Origin of the sequence: Sphingobacterium suaedae, from assembly GCF_042684625.1 — a bacterium.
Lineage (GTDB): Bacteria > Bacteroidota > Bacteroidia > Sphingobacteriales > Sphingobacteriaceae > Sphingobacterium > Sphingobacterium suaedae.
In genome coordinates this window covers 1-897 of the sequence record NZ_JBHULR010000018.1, presented here as the reverse complement: position 1 = coordinate 897, position 897 = coordinate 1, and the positions used below count along the sequence as shown (strand labels likewise).

Below are 897 nucleotides of genomic sequence, written 5' to 3'. Positions count from 1 at the left end.
TCCCACAGGATTTCTCCGGTCCCGCGGTACTCAGGATACCACTATGCCTGTATTCTTTGCCTGTACGGGGCTGTCACCCTTATCGCCCGGTTTCCCACCCGGTTCCAGTTCATAGCACAGTACAATATCGTGGTCCTACAACCCCGGAATTGCCGTAACAACTCCGGTTTGGGCTCTTTCCCGTTCGCTCGCCACTACTTGGGAAATCATTGTTATTTTCTCCTCCTACGCTTACTTAGATGTTTCAGTTCGGCGCGTTCGCGTATTATACAACATACCTTCAGTATGTTAGGTTGCCCCATTCGGAAATCCACGGATCGATTCGCATTTGCCGATCCCCGTGGCTTATCGCAGCTTATCACGTCCTTCATCGCCTCTGAGAGCCTAGGCATCCCCCGTGTGCCCTTGTTTACTTTCTTCGCGCATATACCCCTTTTGCTAGGTATATGGCTGCCTTATCATATCCCTTAAATAAATAAGGAATACATTGCTGTTGTCTTCTCTTGTGTCTTCTTTCTTTCAATATGTCAAAGAACTCTTTCCTGCGCCTTTCAGCACAGAACGTGGAGAATAACGGATTCGAACCGTTGACCCCCTGCGTGCAAGGCAGGTGCTCTAGCCAGCTGAGCTAATTCCCCTCTTTCCGTTGGCCTGGTAGTCCCGAGCAGACTTGAACTGCTGACCCCTACATTATCAGTGTAGTGCTCTAACCAACTGAGCTACGGGACTAGCTTATCTTTCTCATCTTTCTCGGTATCCGGCGCCTCTTTATCCTAAAGGGGGCGGGCACTTTCTTCTAATGTTTCTCTTTTGTGTGATCATGATTGTGCGTAACGAGCATCAATACCGGATGCTCTAGAAAGGAGGTATTCCAGCCGCACCTTCCGGTACGGCTAC

General features: G+C 49.5%; 2 tRNA genes and 1 rRNA gene. All 3 read right to left on the bottom strand.

The annotated features are described in order from the left end of the window. A 23S ribosomal RNA gene (locus ACFSR5_RS18220) occupies positions 1-419 on the bottom strand; the annotation flags it as partial. Between the two features lie 145 nt (positions 420-564). Continuing rightward, positions 565-638: transfer RNA gene (locus ACFSR5_RS18215), tRNA-Ala, on the bottom strand. A 14-nt stretch (positions 639-652) separates the two neighbouring features. Then, positions 653-729, bottom strand: a tRNA-Ile gene (locus tag ACFSR5_RS18210). Positions 730-897: the final 168 nt, after the last annotated feature.